This window comes from Polaromonas naphthalenivorans CJ2, assembly GCF_000015505.1.
Lineage (GTDB): Bacteria > Pseudomonadota > Gammaproteobacteria > Burkholderiales > Burkholderiaceae_C > Polaromonas > Polaromonas naphthalenivorans.
Genome location: NC_008781.1, coordinates 2,078,602 through 2,092,647 on the forward strand (window position 1 = coordinate 2,078,602; position 14,046 = coordinate 2,092,647).

Genomic DNA, 14,046 nt, shown 5'->3' on the forward strand with positions numbered 1-14,046 from the left:
ATTAGCCCTCCAGTCCGAAACGGACCATTTTGCCGCGCAGACCGACCCGCGACAGGCCCAGCTCCCTGGCGGCGTGGGTCTTGTTCCAGCGGTGGCGCAGCAGGGTTTCGCGCAGCACCATGGTTTCAATCGCATCGAGCCGCTCGCTCAGGGTGCCGCTGCTCGGCAGCGACAGCGCCTGGTCGGCGGCCTGGCCGCTGGCGGCCAGACCGGCCTGGCCGTGCAGCACGCGCAGTGAAAAGGTCTGCGCCTGAATCTCGTCCCCGTCGCTCAGGGCCACGGCGCGGGCAATCTCATTGCGCAGTTCCCGGATATTGCCCGGCCACGGGTAGCCCATCAGGCAGGCCAAGGCCTCGTCATTGAGCGTGGCGCCCGGCCGGCCAAGCTCGGCGCCGACATCGCGCACCAGGCGCCGGGCAATCGGCGCGATGTCTCCCGCGCGCTCGCGCAGCGGCGGCACGGTGATCGACACGCCGGCCAGGCGGTAGTACAGGTCTTTGCGGAACAGGCCCTCATGCACCCGCTGCTCCAGGTCGCGGTGGGTGGCGGCAATCACCCGGACATTGACCGGAACGGGACGTGCCGCCCCCACCGGCCGCACCTCGCCTTCCTGCAGCACCCGCAGCACCCGCACCTGAAAAGCCGGGGAGGTCTCGCCAATCTCGTCCAGGAAAACGGTGCCGCCGTTGGCCCGCTGAAAGAGTCCCGGGCGATCTTCATAGGCGCCGGTGAAGGAGCCGCGCTTGTGGCCGAACAGTTCGGACTCCAGCAATGTGTCAGGAATGGCCGCGCAGTTTTCCACCACGAACGGGCCGCCTCCGCGCGGACTGGCGTAGTGGATGGCGCGAGCGATCAGCTCCTTGCCGCTGCCGGACTCGCCCAGCACCAGCACGCTCAGGTCATAGCGCGCCACCCGCTCGGCCATGCTGCAGACCGCATTCAAGGGACTGTTCGAGCCGCGTTCGATACGCTCAAAGTCAAAGACACTGCGCGCCTGCGCCAGCTTGTGGGCGACCCGCTGGCGCAGCACCGGCGTGCTGGTGCGCAGCTCCAGGTCCAGCTGGTTCATGCTGCGCTGCAGGGTTTGCGCCTCGGCGGCTGTGCGCACGGTTTGCAGCAGGTGGTCCGGCACCCAGGGCTTCAAAATGTACTGGTAGATGCCTGCGTCATTGATGCCGGCGATGATGTCTTCGGTGTCGGTATAGCCGGAAATCACGATGCGCACCGTGTCCGGCCAGCGCTCGCGCACCTCTTTCAGAAAAGCCACGCCGGTCAGCCCGGGCATGCGCTGGTCACACAAGATCACGCTGACCGCCTGGCGCTCCAGCAGGGCTCTGGCCTCGTCGGCATCGCTGGCCGTGAACACGGTGAAGTCTTCATCGAGCGTTCGCCGCATGGCAGCCTGCGAATGCACTTCGTCGTCCACCACGAGGATGCTGGGCAGTGAATCAGAGAGGTTCATGAACGGTGAATCGCCAAATGCCTGGGCGTCCAGGCATGGGCCAGCTTGTGCACGAAGTGAAAACGGGCCATATGGTAGCTGGGATCAAATCCGTAGAAGTTTCGGTGCATGCGGGACAATTCTTCCTGACGGTAGTGCGCCAAAGGCCGTGTCGCTTCATCGCTGGCACGCTGCTCCTGCTTGCGGAGCAAATGTTCCGGCAAATTGTAGGCGTTGGCCAGCGCTTGGGCCTGCTCCCCAAAAATCCCTTCAAATTTCGCTGCCGTGCAGTCAAAGCAGCGGTCGATCAACCCTATTTCCTGGGCCGCCTGTGCAGACACCGGCAGGCGCTGCTGCATCAGTTGCTGGGCCGCCTTTTGGCCCAGGCGCCTGGGCAGAAGATAGGTCCAGTATTCAGAGCCATACAGATTGCCCATGTTCTTGTAATGCGGATTGAGCAGCACACCTTGGTGCGACCAGACCTCGTCAGCCGCCAGGGCTAGAAAAGCACCGCCGGCTCCGGCATTGCCGCGCAGCACGGCCACGGTGATCCGGTCCGTCGTGGTGATCAGGGCCTGGGCCACGTCGTTCATGGCATTGATGTTGTGCCAGGATGCGTCTGCGGCACTGCCCGTGCCGTCTTCCCCCAGGCCATGGGCTGCGGCCTCGATGCAGTTCAGGTGGATTCCATTGCTGAAAAAGTCCTGCCCGCCCAGCAGTAGCAGAACCTTCAACGGCTTGCGCCTGATTTCCTGCAGCGCGGCCAGCAGTGCCTTGCATTGCCGCGAGGACATGGCCCCGTTGTAGAAGTCAAAGGACAGGTAGCCGACCCGGGCCTCCGGCGGGCCAGATTCGGCGTAATGCAGTTCGGCCCATTCGGCCGGGTCGCGTTCCAGCGCCACGGCAAGCTCGGGCAGTGCCGCGCAGTGCCGGGCCAGCGCCATGGCCGTCGGCAGCTTGAACCGGGGCGCAGGAAACCCGCTCGCACCAGAACCTGAATCACCCGCCGTGTCAAGCAGGCAGGCCTGGCCAATCCACAGGCCACCGTCCACCGTCGCGCGCAGCACGGCGCCGTCTCGCTGCGCCAGCACGGCACCGGCCGGGGCACCGGGGAACGACTGCATGAGTTCCGGGGTGGCGGCATGCCCATCCCAGATCCGGCAGGGCTGATCGAACAGCCGGTCGGCCACGCCGGGCTGGCCATCGGCGCTGTGCAATCGGGCCAGTGCCTGGGCCGTGGTGTGAGATGTCCAGTCAATCGCGCGATCGGCCTGCCTGACCAGCGGGCGCCAGCGGGCCGGTGCGGGCGCAAGACCGGCACCTTTTGCCCCGGCAGACGCTGATTCGGGGGTTGTGCCAGCAATGAAACTGCGCACGGCCTGCAGCATGGCAGTTTCGGCAGCATGCGCCACTTCATGGCGGTAGAGGCTGCCTTTGGTTGCATCCCGCATGGCAAATTCTGCGCTGGCCCACACCGGGCCGGCGTCATAGTCATGAGTAGCCTGCAGCACCGTGACGCCCCAGCGCCGGGCGCCATCGAGCAGCGCCCAGTCCAGCGCACTCGGACCCTGGTCGCCCGGTGGTCCGGGATGCACGATCAGGCAGGGCTGGCGACACCACACCGTTTCGGGGATGCGGCGTTTCAAAAACGGAGCCACCAGCAAGTCGGGCTTGAAGAGCGCAACCGCTTCTTCGGTCACGCTGTCTGAGATATCCAGTTCCACCGACACCTGGTGGCCCTCGGCCTTGAGCGCCACAAACAGGCGCTGGCTCAGGCTGTTGAAGCTGTGACACAGCAGCAGGATGCGCACTACCGGCGATGTCATGGCCGCAAGCCCTCCAGCAGCTTGGCAGCCGCTTTTTTCCCCTGGTAGATGGCGATTTTTGTTTCCAGTGCATTGATGGCCGCCAGAAAGCTGGCGTCGGAATCGGCCTTCATCAGGGGAGCCAGTACCGTCATCAGATCGGGGCCAAAAGACGGGGCCAGACGAACCATGACCTGGCGGCGCAGGGCATTCCAGCGCACGACCTTGTCATTGGCATCCGGCGGTGCAGGCGGGACAGCTTCTTTGCCAGGCGAAGCAGGTGGTTCGGACTGGACCGGCTGCGGACTGGCTGCTGCAGCGCGGGCAGTCTTTGAGGTTTCCAGGCGTTCGACCAGCCCCAGCCCCCGAAGGACTTCAAGGGGCGGCAGGATGTCGCGCCCCAGCTTGCGCTCCACAGTCGCCAGCGAATCCATGCCATTGAGCAAAATGAGCATGGAGCGCGCTGCCGCATCCAGTCCGGCAGCGCGCATTTTCAGTTCGTCCCAGCCCTTGGTGGACTTTTTATAGACGCCGTTCAGGTTTGTCTCCATCTGGCTTGCTCCCGGTTAACAGTTAACAGATGCGCGGAAGCTGCTCGCCGCTCAGCCAGTCCACCACGCGGCGGCCGCCAAAACGGGTGTTCATCTGCACGAAGTGATGCGCATCCTCGGTCACCACGCCAATGCGGGCGGCGGCCCTGCCTTGCGGATGGTCTCGCATGGCCGCCAGCACCGCATCAGCGGCTTCGGGCGCGCAGATGGCAATGAGCTTGCCTTCGTTGGCGATGTACAGCGGGTCCAGCCCCAGAAGTTCGCAGGCCGCGTCCACCTCGGGCAAGACGGGAATCGCCGACTCCTGCAGCATCATGCCGGCGCGCGACTGGCGCGCCACCTCGTTGAGCGTGGTGGCCAGCCCGCCGCGCGTCGGGTCGCGCAGCACCCGAACGCCGCCCGGCGCGGCCTGCAACATGGCGGCCACCAGGGTATGCAGGGCGCAGGTGTCGGACTCGATGGTGGTTTCAAACTCCAGCGATTCGCGCTGCGACAGCACCGCCACGCCGTGCTCGCCGATGGTGCCCGACAGCAGCACCACGTCGCCGGGCCGGGCGTTGCTCCCGGCAATGTCCACGCCCGGCGCCACCACGCCCAGGCCGGTGGTGCTGATGAACACGCCATCGCCCTTGCCGCGCTCGACCACCTTGGTGTCGCCGGTGATGATGGGCACGCCCGCTTCCCTGGACGCCTGCGCCATCGAATCGACGATGCGCTTGAGGTCGGCCAGCGGGTAGCCTTCTTCGAGGATGAAGCTGGCCGTGAGGTACAGCGGCGTAGCGCCGGACATGGCCACGTCGTTCACGGTGCCATGCACGCTCAGACAGCCCACGTCACCGCCCGGAAAAAACAGCGGCGAGACCACATGGCCGTCGGTCGCCATCACCAAGCGCGCGCCGGGCGGCAGCGCAGGTGGTGCGAACACCGCGCCGTCATTGCCCTGGCGCAAAAATTCGTTGTCGAAGGCGGCCAGGAATAGCTCCTCGATCAACTGGGCCGCCGCCCGCCCACCGGCGCCGTGGCCCATGTCGATGCAGCCATGGCGAATGTCCAGCGGACGGATATAGGCTATTTTAACCGGGCTCATATTGATTCCACCACGACGGGAATATCCCGGAAACGGCCGTATGAATAATGGGCGGCGCAGGCCCCTTCGCTGGACACCATGCACGAGCCCACCGGGTTTTCCGGCGTGCAGACGGTGCCAAAAATCTTGCAGTCGGTCGGTTTTTTGACGCCGCGAAGAATCGCTCCGCACTCGCAGGCCTTGTTGTCGGCCACCGGCTGGTAGCGCAGGTCAAAGCGGCATTCAGCGTCAAACTGCGCATAGCTGGGCCTGATCTTCAGCGCGCTGTAGGGCACTTCGCCCAGCCCGCGCCACTCGAACGTTGTGCGCAGTTCGAAAATCTCCGACACCAGTGCTTGGGCCTGCAAATTGCCCTCACGCGAGACCACGCGGGAAAATTCGTTTTCCACCTCGGCCCGTCCTTCATTGACCTGGCGCACCAGCATCAGCACCGCCTGCATCACATCGAGCGGCTCGAAGCCGGCGATCACCACCGGCTTGCGGTATTCGTCCGAGAAATGCTCGTAGGGCTGCGAGCCAATCACGATGCTGACATGGGCCGGCCCGACAAAGCCGTCAATCGGCACCGTGCCGTACTGGCGCACCTCGGGCGACTCCAGGATATGGGTGATGGCCGAGGGCGTGAGCACATGGCAGCACAGCACGCTGAAGTTTTTCAGCTGCGCCCGCTGCGCGTCGCGAATCGCCAGCGCGGTGGGCGGCGTGGTGGTTTCAAAGCCGATGGCAAAAAAGACCACTTCGCGCTCGGGATTCTGGCGGGCGATTTCCAGCGCGTCGGCGGCCGAATAGACCATGCGGATGTCGCCGCCGCGCGCCTTGGCCTTGACCAGCGACAGGCTGTTGGAGGCGGGCACGCGCATGGTGTCGCCGTAGGTGCAGACAATCACGCCAAACTCCAGCGCCAGCTTGATGGCCAGGTCGATGCGGCCAATCGGCAGCACGCACACCGGGCAGCCGGGGCCATGCACCATGCGCACATTGGGCGGCAGCATTTCGGCGATGCCGTAGCGTGAAATGGCGTGGGTGTGGCCGCCGCAAAACTCCATGAAACTGTACTGGCGTGCGGGCTGCACTTCCTCGGCCAGCCGGGCGCCGATCTTGCGGGCGATGTCGCCATCGCGGAATTCGTCGATGTATTTCATGCTGCGGCTTTCATGGGGGGAGAAACAGGCTCGCTGCCGGCCTCGGCCAGTTCGCCGAACATCGCCAGGGTGCGGGCGGCTTCTTCCGGGTCTATTTTTCCAATGGCGTGGCCGACATGGACGATGACGTAGTCGCCGACCTCGACCGAGTCGATCAGGGCAATCGAGATGGTCTTGCGGATGCCGCCCAGGTTGACGATGGCTTGCTCGCCGGGCAGCAGCTCGACGAGCCGGGCAGGAATGGCTAGGCACATGGCAGGCTTTCAGAAGGAAGAAGTGATGTGAAGGGCTGAGTGGATGCAATCTCGTCGGCCAGGCCGAAACCGGGGGAATCCAGCTGTTGCGCCACGACCCAGGCCTGGCCCAGCGCCAGGCCGGCGTCGCCGCAGGAGTTCGTTTGGGGCCGGAAAACCCGCAAGCCATGGCTGTGCAGCCGGCGCGTGACCTCGCGGGCCAGGATGGCATTCATGAAGCAGCCCCCGCCCAGGCAGACGATGCGGCATCCGGCCTGCAGCGCTGCATGCGCGGCCCAGTCGGCCAGCGCATGCGCCAGGGCCAGATGGAACCAGGCCGCCGCCGCGCCGACCCTGTCCGCCGCTTCTGGCCAGTCCAGCAAGGCGCAGAGCAGGGGGCGAATATCGAGCACGCCGGTGTCGGTTTCAATGCCCGATTCATGGCGCGTCATCACCGCGTCCGCTGCCTGAGCCGCATCAAGCCAGCGGGCCGCCTGCTGCTCCAGCGCGATGGCCGCTTCGGCTTCGGTCTGTTCCAGCAGGTGCAGGCCCAGGGCGGCGGCGGCGGCATCGAACCAGCGCCCGGCGCTGGTGGTGGCCGGGCAGTTCAGGCCGGTTTCCAGCATTCGTTGAATCATCCGGGCGGGACCGGCGCCCACGGCCGCCGACAGGCGCGGCTCGATCTCGGTGCTGCGCCCCATCGCATGCAGAGCCGAGGCCAGCATGCGCCATGGCATGCGCGCGGCCGCATCCCCGCCCGGCAGGCCCAGCGGCCACAGGTGGCCCAGCCGCCGCCAAGCGCCGGGCGCGACCCACAGCAATTCGCCGCCCCAGGCCGTGCCATCGGTGCCCAGCCCCACGCCGTCCAGCGCCAGGCCGATGACCGGCTCGTTCAGGCCATGCTCGGCCATGACCGCGCCGATATGGGCATGGTGGTGCTGCACGCCGATGGCGTTGATTTGCCATTCTTCGGCCAGCGCCAGGGCCAGCCGGGTGCTGTAGAAGTCAGGGTGCAGGTCGTGGGCGATGGCCGCTATCGGCTGGCTGGACCGTGCGGCCAGATCGCGCGCCGAGGCTTCCAGCGCGCAGCAGGCCTGGGCGTCGCGCAGGTCGCCGTGCAGGTCGGAGCCGTGGGCGCCGGTCGCGTCGAGCAGGCAGGCGGTGTTCTTCAGCCAGGCGCCGACCGCCAGCACGGGGCGGGATGATGGCGACGGCATCGGGTTTGGCATGGTGTTCAGGCCGCAGCGCTTGCGGCGTGCGCTGCGGCGAGTTCGGCTTCAAGCGCAGCGATGCGCTGGCGCAGCACAGCCTCGGTCGTGCCGTGGCTGGCGGAATCGACATGCGCGTGGGAGTGCTCAGTCTGCCCGCCCATCGCATGCTCCAGCCAGTGCAGCCAGGCGTCCATGCCCGCACCCGTGGTGGCCGAGAGCTGGATGATTTCAATGCCTGGGTTGACACGGCGCGCAAACTCGATGCAGCGCTGCACGTCAAACTGCAGGTGCGGCAGCAGGTCTGTCTTGTTGAGCACCATGAGGCGGGCAGCGGCAAACATGTCGGGGTACTTGAGCGGCTTGTCCTCGCCTTCGGTGACGGACAGGATGGCCACCTTGGCCGCTTCGCCCAAGTCCCACGCGGCGGGGCAGACCAGGTTGCCGACGTTCTCAATGAACAGCAGGCTGTGCTCCTCATGGCCGTGGTGATGGGCCGCTTCATGGCTGCCGTGCGAGTGCAGGCGCCCAAACGCCTCGGCCACCATGGGCGCATCCAGATGACAGCCCTTGCCGGTGTTGACCTGAATGGCCGGGGCGCCGGTGGCGCGGATGCGGTCGGCGTCAAAGCTGGTCTGCTGGTCGCCTTCGATGACCGACACCGCCAGCCCCGGATGGCGCTGCTTGAGCGCTTCGATGGTGGCGCACAGCAAGGTGGTCTTGCCCGAGCCGGGGCTGGACACCAGGTTCAGCGCCGTCACGCCATGCGCCTCGAAATGCAGGCGGTTCTGGCGGGCGATGCGGTTGTTGGCGCCGAGGATGTCGGTTTCGAGCCTGATGGCGCGCTCCTGGCTCATGCCGGGCACCGACACGCGCGCCGAACCGGCGCCAAAGTGCAGGTCGCCGGTCTGCGCATCAACCTGCGGCGCCGACGCTACAGGCAAAGGGGCGGGCTCGTGGCGATATTCGTGAATTTTTTCGCCGCTGTCGGCGCAACCGCAAATGACACACATGATTCAATTCCTTTATTCGTCGGCTACCAACATATCCATCACACGCAATTCAGTGCCGCCGGTGGGCTGCAACTGGTAACTGCCGCAGCCCGTGCAGGCCATGCCGCGCGCCGCCAAAGGCACGGTCTGGCTGCAGGCCATGCACCAGGCCTGCCCGGCGGGCTCTTCAAACTCCAGGCGTGCGCCGTCCAGCGCGGTGCCCGGCGCAATCGCTTCGAGCGCGAACTTCAGCGCGCGCAACTCGACGCCGGCCAGTTGGCCGACTTCCAGCCGCAGCACGGTCACGCGCTGAAAGGCCTCGCGCCGTGCGGCATCTTCGACCAGCTTCAAGATTCCGCCGGCCAGGCTGGCTTCATGCATCACATTTCTCCTTCAGCAGGGCGGACGGGCTCAACGCGAACCTGACGCACGGGTCAAAAGCCGCCATCAAGGCAAGGATACGCTGCTCGATCTCCGGGGTGAAGCCGGTCGGCAGGGTGGCCAGCACCTGGGCCACCGCGCCTTGGGGGTGGAAATTCCATTCCGTGGGCGCCACCACGCGGCAGGCCAGCACGCGCGCGCCAAGGCCTGGCCCATCGAGCTGCACCGAGTGGACCAGCAGGCCGCGCGCCATCTCGATCCAGGCCAGCCCCTCGTTATCGCCCAGGCAGACGCTGCCGGCCTGCAGCCAGTACGGGCCGTTGCACCGCGCCTCGTCAGGCAGCGACAACCGAACCAGTTCCGCCAGCCTGGCGCCCAGTCGCAGCCAGGGGGTGTCAAAGCGCGCCGGGGCGTGCTGGTTCAGCCGGGTCCAGGGTCCTGTTTCCGCGCAGTGGCCGCGCCAAAGCGGCTGCCGGGTGAACGACGGCGTGCTGCGCAAATCACCGGCCAGTGCCAGCAAGTCCTGGCGCGAGGCATGCGGACGCAATGCTGGCGCGCCGGGCATTGCCAGGTCCGCCACGGACTTGCAGCCTTGCAGCAATTCGGGCAGCCACAAAGGCGTGCTGGCGCACCAGGCACTCATGAAGTCGTGCGGATTGCATTCCCATTGCCTGAGCCATTGCCGGGCGGGCATTCCCAGCAGTTGTTGGCCCAGCCACGCTTGCAGGCCGGGGAAATCCAGGGTTTGCCCGGCAGGGGATGCGGCCATGGACAAAGGGCAAGCCTGCAAGGCTTTCAAGGCCAGTGTCTGAGCGCGGCAGCAGGCCTCGGGAGTTGCCGCCAGCTGCCCTGGCCAGTCCAGGCCAATGCGGCGCAGGTGCTCGCGCAGCGTCTCGGTTTGCAGCGTGCTGCGGGCGGTGTCAGTCAGCGACCCGGTTTGACCGCCAGCGGCCTGCAGGGCCAGGCTGGCGCACAGCCGGTGCGCCTGTCCACACAGGTTGAAAAGACTGCCCAGAAGGTCGGGAAGCGTACTGGCAGGCTTTCCCTGGGTGAGGTGCGCCACCCAGTCCGGACGGGTGCTCATCAGGTTGCCGGGTGCGGCCAGGCCGGGCCGAACCGTCAGGGCGCCTGCCAGCCGGTCCAGCGAAAGTGAAGCCTCAGCCACGGCCAGCCTCCAGTCTGCCGGGCGCAGCCACGGCGCTGGATCGCCCGAAGAGGAAGGCGCGGCGCGCAGGGGCTTGCGGCAAGACCGCCTGGGCCGCAGCGCTCGCCGGTTGCCGCAGCGTGTCCAGCACGGCCTGGGCCGTGGCCACGGCGGCCTGGTGATTTTCAAACTCAAACACCGGGGAGAACAAGGAACAGGCTTCATAGCTGCCAAAGCCGTCTTCGTGCGCAGCAATGAACTCGAAACATTCGCGCCCGACGTAGCGCGGAACCTTGCTTCCCACCTGCTTCGCGAGGTCCAGTCGCCGCAGCGGCAGCCAGACCAGGTTCATGAACCAGGGCGTGATAAGCACGCCGATGCCAGTGGTTTCGGGCTCGTTGCCCTCCGGCTTGACCAGCTCAAACCCCACGGCCTCCACCTGCACGGCAGGGTTCAGCAGCGGAATGCCTTGCATGCGCGTGCTGGCAATGTGCTGGTACAAGGCCGCCAGGGCCTTCACGCGCAGGCTGAGAACGGGGCTGTCGGTGCTGTGCATGGCTCAGCCCTCGCCGCTGCCGAGCAGCACCATGAACTGCTCGGCATCGCCGTCGCAGACCGGGCAGCGCCAGTGCGCCGGCAGGTCGGTGAAGGCCGTGCCAGGCTCGATCTGCCAGACCTCATCGCCCAGCGCCGGGTCATAGACCCACCAGCAGATCTTGCACTCCAGGCGTGCCGAGGCCGGCAGCTTGGCGCTGCTGCCCAGGTAGCTGCCTTCAAAGCGCGGCGCGCTGCTGGAGTTCATGCGTGCTCCACCCATTCGAGCACTTCCTTGAGGCGCTCATGGGAATCTTCCAGGTCTTCCCTGGCGGCCTGCGCCACGTCGGGCAGTTCAGTCACTTCGACGGTGTTCAGGATCACCAGGTCCTGCGAGTTGTAATACACCACGCGCCAGGTGTTGGGCATGCAGGTGTTGGTGATGCGGCAGTTGCCGTAGCCGCGCGAGAGGATCAGCACCCGCCCGGTGCCCAGGTGGTGGTCCATGAAGCCGATGTCTTCCACCGACATCGGCAGCAGCGTCAGGTTGACGACGTAGGCGCTCTGGCCGGGTTGCCACAGCTTCCACTGGTCCTCGATTTCCGACATCAGCAGGGGCGCGTTCTGCACATTGGGCGGCAGCGGGCCTTGCCAGCGCGGCATGCTTGCCTGCACGTCCTGCCGGGCCGTTTCTTTCAGGGCTTGCGGCACATAGCCGAGCTCGATGGTGTCGGACACCACCCGGCCATTGGCGGTCTGCACGACGCGCCAGACGCCCGCAAACACCGACTCCTGCACCCGCAGCTCGGTCGAGTCATCGCCCTGGGTCGTTACCAGCGCGCTGACTTCGCCTTCGCCAAGCACGGTGTTGATGAGCTTGAGGTCGGCTTCGGGCAGCCCGTTCAGGCTCACGCTGCGGTTGCCGCCCTCCTGCAGGGCATGGCCCAGCTGGACCAGCGATTCGCGCAGCGCCGCGCAGGCCAGCACCAGGCTGGCCACCTCTTCGGGCTCGGGCAGAAGGGGCGCGCGGAAGGTTTCCATGCCCTGCGGCATCGGCATGTAGTCCAGCACGTCTTCTTCCGGCTGGCTGCCCGGGCCGATGGTTCGCACCGGGATGGGAAAATCTTTCATGGGGTTCACCTCAGGTTTCAATGGCAGGATGCATCGCTGGACGCGGCATTGGCGCTCACGACGGGAATGCCGATGGTCGGCGCGCGCGACACCGGCATGGCCAGCGCGCGTTCGACTTCGTGGACATATTCCTCCCAGTCGTGCATGCCGGGCAGGGTGGTGACGTACCGGCCGTCGCGCAGGAACAGCAGGGTCGGCCAGCGGTTCGAGCCGTAGCGCCGCGCCAGCGCTTCTTCCTGGTCGCGCGGCACCACGGCGATTTCAAACCGGCGCGACGCCGAGCGGCGCAGCTCGGGCAACACCACGGCCACATCCTGGCCTTCGGGAAAGCGCACCGCGTCGCCCGCCAGCAGAACCACCCGGTCGCCGCCGAGCGCGGCCCAGTCCTGAACGCTTTTTTCATCGACCCAGGTGGCGCCGAAGTCCGTCACCAGCCGCTGCACCAGGGGTGAATCGGGCGGAGTGGCCTTGGGCGGCTGCACCGGCAGCCTGACGAGGGTTTCGGAGCCTGATGTTTCGGTGTTCATGATGCTTGTTTCTCCAGACGGGTTAATAAATGCCGGTGGACAGTGCCAGCAGCTGCTCGCGGCTCATGCGCGAAGGCAGTTCAAAGGCAACGTGGTCGAGCCGGTCCGGCGTGTTCTTCGTTTCATGGCCCTGCAATACCGCCTCCAGCAGGTCCAGGGTTGCGTTGATTTCCTGCGCCCGCTGCGCGTCGATGCATTCCTGCGCGCTGTCCAGGAAAACCAGCAGCCAGTCGCCAGCCGCCACGCTGCCGACCAGGGCGGTGCGAACACGGCGCGCCTGGCCCCGGCCCTGGCAATTGGCATGCCCCGGTTCGAGCGACAGCACCTGCATGGGAATTCCGATACACATGGCGGCCTCAGGCGGTTTGCGGGGTGGCGGGGAAAAAACGGTCATCGCCCGAGCGGCAGGCTTCGGTTTCGGACGGGCGCTCGTCCTCATAGCGCAGCAGGTCCAGTTCGCAAAAGGTGACGGCGTCGTGCATGCTCAGGGGCTGGGTGCGCAGCGTCGGCCTGGCGCCCCACTCGCGCAGGGTGGCCAGTCCGTGGGCCAGGGCGTCTTCGAGCGCGAGTTTGACCCGGGGCCGCAGGCTGCCGCCGTAATCTTCCAGGTACTCGGGCTGGCAGCCGATCAGCAGCACCGACCTGGGGTATTTTTCGGTCAGCATGGCCAGGGACAGCACCTCCTGAAAGCCGGTCTGGTGCAGGCTCATTTTCTTGGCGCCCATGAAGCGCGGCACCTCGTCGTCCTCGACCAGCTTCAGGGTGCCGGGCGCCAGGCCGTAATCGACGGCATCGAAGATCAGCAGGCGCGTCGCCTCCTGCACATGCTGGATCAGGTACAGCCCCTGCGTGCCGCCATCGATCAGGCTGACATGGGGGGCGAACTCGTAGCGCTGCTGCAAGGCCTCGATGCAGCGCACGCCAAAGCCTTCGTCGGCCCACAGGACATTGCCAATGCCCATCACGCAGATGGTTTCGGGCTGGTCACCATCTCCGTGGCAGGCGTTTTCGGGCGGATTTTTGCGCATAAGGTGTACCTCGAAAAAATGTTATGGCGGGCGGGAGGCGGCATCGCCTCCAAACGCTGGTCCGCTTTGCATGGCGTGCTGCCTGCTCAGTCCTTGAACGTGCGGTAGCCCGAGATCATGGTGCTGATGACGCTTGAGCGCCCCATGATGTCCTCGCGGATGGCCGCATAGACGTGGACAATCACGAACGACAGCAGCACCCACAGACCGAGGTGATGCAGGGTATGCACATCCTGCGACTGGCCGAACAGCGGAATGATCCAGCCGAACGCCTTGTCCTGCCACGAGCCGGCCTGCGATCCCTCCGCATACAGGGCGAACCCGGTCAGCACCATGAACACGGCCGTCAGCAAAAAGCTGAAGACCATGGCAAAGCGGGCCAGCGGGTTGTGCCCGACATAGCGGCCCGGACGCTCGGTGAGGAAGGCATACCACTTGAGCATGCCCAGCACTTCGACCCAGTAGGCGCGCTGGAAAATCGGCACCCAGAACATTTCCCGGGCATGGTGGTTGCCCACGATGGCCCAGTAGATGCGCCCGAGCAGGCCGATGGCCAGCAGATAGCCGGCGGCAAAGTGGGCAAACCGGATGTAGCCCATCACGAAGTGGTCGCTGGCCTCGCCGGGCATGGTCGGCAGCGGCGAGCCGATGAAGTAGCCGGTGACGCCCAGCACCGTGATGGCCAGGGCATTGATCCAGTGCCAGACGCGGACCGGGGCTTCATAGACATAGACCGACTTGATGGACCTGGCTCTGGCGACCTCCATCGCATCGAAATCCGCATCGCCTGACGGCGTGGGCGCAAGGGGTAAAGGGGTGGCGGACATGGCTGGCTTTCCTGT

Annotated in this window: 17 protein-coding genes; all 17 read right to left on the reverse strand. The window is 66.0% G+C overall.

The features are described from left to right. Position 1: 1 nt before the first annotated feature. Positions 2 to 1,462, reverse strand: coding sequence for a sigma-54-dependent transcriptional regulator (locus PNAP_RS09805; protein WP_011801346.1), 1,461 nt, complete (start codon positions 1,460 to 1,462; stop codon positions 2 to 4). Further along, complete coding sequence (locus PNAP_RS09810; RefSeq protein WP_011801347.1) at positions 1,459 to 3,267, reverse strand: enoyl-CoA hydratase-related protein; 1,809 nt, start codon at positions 3,265 to 3,267, stop codon at positions 1,459 to 1,461. Before PNAP_RS09810 ends, PNAP_RS09805 begins: the two co-directional genes overlap by 4 nt. Further along, on the reverse strand, positions 3,264 to 3,797 hold the full coding sequence (locus PNAP_RS24940; protein WP_011801348.1) for a hypothetical protein: 534 nt from the start codon (positions 3,795 to 3,797) through the stop codon (positions 3,264 to 3,266). Before PNAP_RS24940 ends, PNAP_RS09810 begins: the two co-directional genes overlap by 4 nt. Before the next feature lie 22 nt (positions 3,798 to 3,819). After that, a complete protein-coding gene (gene hypE / locus PNAP_RS09820; protein WP_011801349.1) occupies positions 3,820 to 4,884 on the reverse strand; it encodes a hydrogenase expression/formation protein HypE in 1,065 nt (354 codons plus the stop codon). After that, positions 4,881 to 6,026: a hydrogenase formation protein HypD gene (gene hypD, locus PNAP_RS09825; protein ID WP_011801350.1), complete on the reverse strand. Its 1,146-nt coding sequence runs from the start codon at positions 6,024 to 6,026 to the stop codon at positions 4,881 to 4,883. Before hypD ends, hypE begins: the two co-directional genes overlap by 4 nt. Then, positions 6,023 to 6,280 (reverse strand): HypC/HybG/HupF family hydrogenase formation chaperone, encoded by a 258-nt coding sequence (locus PNAP_RS09830; protein ID WP_011801351.1) that lies wholly within the window; start codon positions 6,278 to 6,280, stop codon positions 6,023 to 6,025. Before PNAP_RS09830 ends, hypD begins: the two co-directional genes overlap by 4 nt. Further along, positions 6,271 to 7,488, reverse strand: coding sequence for a Kae1-like domain-containing protein (locus PNAP_RS09835; protein WP_011801352.1), 1,218 nt, complete (start codon positions 7,486 to 7,488; stop codon positions 6,271 to 6,273). The genes PNAP_RS09830 and PNAP_RS09835 overlap by 10 nt, the downstream gene beginning before the upstream one ends. A 5-nt stretch (positions 7,489 to 7,493) precedes the next feature. Then, positions 7,494 to 8,480: a hydrogenase nickel incorporation protein HypB gene (hypB, locus tag PNAP_RS09840; protein WP_011801353.1), complete on the reverse strand. Its 987-nt coding sequence runs from the start codon at positions 8,478 to 8,480 to the stop codon at positions 7,494 to 7,496. 12 nt (positions 8,481 to 8,492) lie between these two features. Next, the gene (locus PNAP_RS09845; RefSeq protein WP_011801354.1) at positions 8,493 to 8,840 is read right to left on the reverse strand and encodes a hydrogenase maturation nickel metallochaperone HypA/HybF; all 348 of its coding nucleotides are present in this window, start codon (positions 8,838 to 8,840) and stop codon (positions 8,493 to 8,495) included. Beyond that, on the reverse strand, positions 8,833 to 10,005 hold the full coding sequence (locus tag PNAP_RS09850; protein WP_011801355.1) for a hypothetical protein: 1,173 nt from the start codon (positions 10,003 to 10,005) through the stop codon (positions 8,833 to 8,835). The genes PNAP_RS09845 and PNAP_RS09850 overlap by 8 nt, the downstream gene beginning before the upstream one ends. Then, a complete protein-coding gene (hybE, locus tag PNAP_RS09855; protein ID WP_011801356.1) occupies positions 9,998 to 10,540 on the reverse strand; it encodes a [NiFe]-hydrogenase assembly chaperone HybE in 543 nt (180 codons plus the stop codon). Before hybE ends, PNAP_RS09850 begins: the two co-directional genes overlap by 8 nt. A gap of 3 nt (positions 10,541 to 10,543) precedes the next feature. Continuing rightward, positions 10,544 to 10,786 carry a rubredoxin gene (locus PNAP_RS09860; protein ID WP_011801357.1) on the reverse strand — a complete coding sequence of 81 codons (243 nt, stop codon included), beginning with the start codon at positions 10,784 to 10,786 and terminating at the stop codon, positions 10,544 to 10,546. Continuing rightward, positions 10,783 to 11,649, reverse strand: coding sequence for a hydrogenase expression/formation protein (locus PNAP_RS09865; protein ID WP_011801358.1), 867 nt, complete (start codon positions 11,647 to 11,649; stop codon positions 10,783 to 10,785). Before PNAP_RS09865 ends, PNAP_RS09860 begins: the two co-directional genes overlap by 4 nt. A 17-nt stretch (positions 11,650 to 11,666) precedes the next feature. After that, a complete protein-coding gene (locus PNAP_RS09870; protein ID WP_011801359.1) occupies positions 11,667 to 12,176 on the reverse strand; it encodes a thioredoxin domain-containing protein in 510 nt (169 codons plus the stop codon). Between the two features lie 22 nt (positions 12,177 to 12,198). Beyond that, positions 12,199 to 12,525: a HypC/HybG/HupF family hydrogenase formation chaperone gene (locus tag PNAP_RS09875; RefSeq protein ID WP_011801360.1), complete on the reverse strand. Its 327-nt coding sequence runs from the start codon at positions 12,523 to 12,525 to the stop codon at positions 12,199 to 12,201. Between the two features lie 7 nt (positions 12,526 to 12,532). Continuing rightward, the gene (locus PNAP_RS09880) at positions 12,533 to 13,204 is read right to left on the reverse strand and encodes a HyaD/HybD family hydrogenase maturation endopeptidase (RefSeq protein WP_011801361.1); all 672 of its coding nucleotides are present in this window, start codon (positions 13,202 to 13,204) and stop codon (positions 12,533 to 12,535) included. 86 nt (positions 13,205 to 13,290) lie between these two features. Then, positions 13,291 to 14,031: a Ni/Fe-hydrogenase, b-type cytochrome subunit gene (gene cybH, locus PNAP_RS09885; RefSeq protein ID WP_011801362.1), complete on the reverse strand. Its 741-nt coding sequence runs from the start codon at positions 14,029 to 14,031 to the stop codon at positions 13,291 to 13,293. Positions 14,032 to 14,046: the final 15 nt, after the last annotated feature.

Excerpts from the sequence above, each read along its gene's own strand:
- PNAP_RS09835 (WP_011801352.1), bottom strand. The coding sequence starts at position 7,488 with ATGCCAAACCCGATGCCGTCGCCATCATCCCGCCCCGTGCTGGCGGTC.
- PNAP_RS09805 (WP_011801346.1), bottom strand. The coding sequence starts at position 1,462 with ATGAACCTCTCTGATTCACTGCCCAGCATCCTCGTGGTGGACGACGAA.
- hypD (WP_011801350.1), bottom strand. The coding sequence starts at position 6,026 with ATGAAATACATCGACGAATTCCGCGATGGCGACATCGCCCGCAAGATC.
- PNAP_RS09810 (WP_011801347.1), bottom strand. The coding sequence starts at position 3,267 with ATGACATCGCCGGTAGTGCGCATCCTGCTGCTGTGTCACAGCTTCAAC.
- hypE (WP_011801349.1), bottom strand. The coding sequence starts at position 4,884 with ATGAGCCCGGTTAAAATAGCCTATATCCGTCCGCTGGACATTCGCCAT.
- PNAP_RS09880 (WP_011801361.1), bottom strand. The coding sequence starts at position 13,204 with ATGCGCAAAAATCCGCCCGAAAACGCCTGCCACGGAGATGGTGACCAG.
- cybH (WP_011801362.1), bottom strand. The coding sequence starts at position 14,031 with ATGTCCGCCACCCCTTTACCCCTTGCGCCCACGCCGTCAGGCGATGCG.
- PNAP_RS09870 (WP_011801359.1), bottom strand. The coding sequence starts at position 12,176 with ATGAACACCGAAACATCAGGCTCCGAAACCCTCGTCAGGCTGCCGGTG.
- PNAP_RS09845 (WP_011801354.1), bottom strand. The coding sequence starts at position 8,840 with ATGCATGAAGCCAGCCTGGCCGGCGGAATCTTGAAGCTGGTCGAAGAT.
- PNAP_RS09830 (WP_011801351.1), bottom strand. The coding sequence starts at position 6,280 with ATGTGCCTAGCCATTCCTGCCCGGCTCGTCGAGCTGCTGCCCGGCGAG.
- PNAP_RS09875 (WP_011801360.1), bottom strand. The coding sequence starts at position 12,525 with ATGTGTATCGGAATTCCCATGCAGGTGCTGTCGCTCGAACCGGGGCAT.
- PNAP_RS09865 (WP_011801358.1), bottom strand. The coding sequence starts at position 11,649 with ATGAAAGATTTTCCCATCCCGGTGCGAACCATCGGCCCGGGCAGCCAG.
- hybE (WP_011801356.1), bottom strand. The coding sequence starts at position 10,540 with ATGCACAGCACCGACAGCCCCGTTCTCAGCCTGCGCGTGAAGGCCCTG.
- PNAP_RS24940 (WP_011801348.1), bottom strand. The coding sequence starts at position 3,797 with ATGGAGACAAACCTGAACGGCGTCTATAAAAAGTCCACCAAGGGCTGG.
- PNAP_RS09860 (WP_011801357.1), bottom strand. The coding sequence starts at position 10,786 with ATGAACTCCAGCAGCGCGCCGCGCTTTGAAGGCAGCTACCTGGGCAGC.
- hypB (WP_011801353.1), bottom strand. The coding sequence starts at position 8,480 with ATGTGTGTCATTTGCGGTTGCGCCGACAGCGGCGAAAAAATTCACGAA.